Genomic DNA, 719 nt, shown 5'->3' with positions numbered 1-719 from the left:
TTGTCTCTCATTATTTGAATGAGCGAGAGACATTTCGATTTTGCCGGACTCAATTTCGAATAATCACTTAAAAGTGATATTCCCAAGAACACTTGAATGTGTTTTTTGGTGTTTGTCTTAAAGACAAACATTGAGAACTTTACAAACAATCTTAAAGATTGTTTTGTCAGCTTTCCAAATTGTTAAAGAGCTAATCACTTCTTATGAAGTAACCATTTTTAAAAACTCTCAAGAGAGAATGTTTAAAGATGGTATCCCGTAGGGGAGTCGAACCCCTGTTACCGCCGTGAAAGGGCGGTGTCCTAGGCCTCTAGACGAACGGGACACTGTAGGTTGCTCCGCTAAAAGCAGAAACAATGTAGCTAGTGGTGGAGCTAATCGGGATCGAACCGATGACCTCTTCGCTGCCAGCGAAGCGCTCTCCCAGCTGAGCTATAGCCCCACATAAATCGCTTCAGCATTTTATGCAGAACCAATCTTTGCTCTGAAATCTAAACCATATCAATCTGTGTGGACACTCATCGTGACTCATTTGTCTTCACTTTTTAAAAGTGAAAGCAAACTATCCGTATCGTTTAAGGAGGTGATCCAGCGCCAGGTTCCCCTAGCGCTACCTTGTTACGACTTCACCCCAGTCATGAACCACAAAGTGGTAAGCGTCCTCCCGAAGGTTAAACTACCTACTTCTTTTGCAGCCCACTCCCATGGTGTGACGGGCG

The 719-nt window shown here is 43.7% G+C and carries 2 tRNA genes and 1 rRNA gene; all 3 read right to left on the bottom strand.

What is annotated here, in order from left to right:
- Positions 1-249 precede the first annotated feature (249 nt).
- Positions 250-325, bottom strand: a tRNA-Glu gene (locus QTO06_RS25330).
- A gap of 41 nt (positions 326-366) precedes the next feature.
- A tRNA-Ala gene (locus QTO06_RS25325) sits at positions 367-442 on the bottom strand.
- A 134-nt stretch (positions 443-576) separates the two neighbouring features.
- Positions 577-719: ribosomal RNA gene (locus tag QTO06_RS25320) — 16S ribosomal RNA — on the bottom strand; the annotation flags it as partial.

Source organism: Vibrio sp. M260121, from assembly GCF_036533715.1.
Lineage (GTDB): Bacteria > Pseudomonadota > Gammaproteobacteria > Enterobacterales > Vibrionaceae > Vibrio.
Note: the sequence above shows the minus strand (reverse complement) of the source record. Positions and strands in the feature narration are given on the sequence as shown.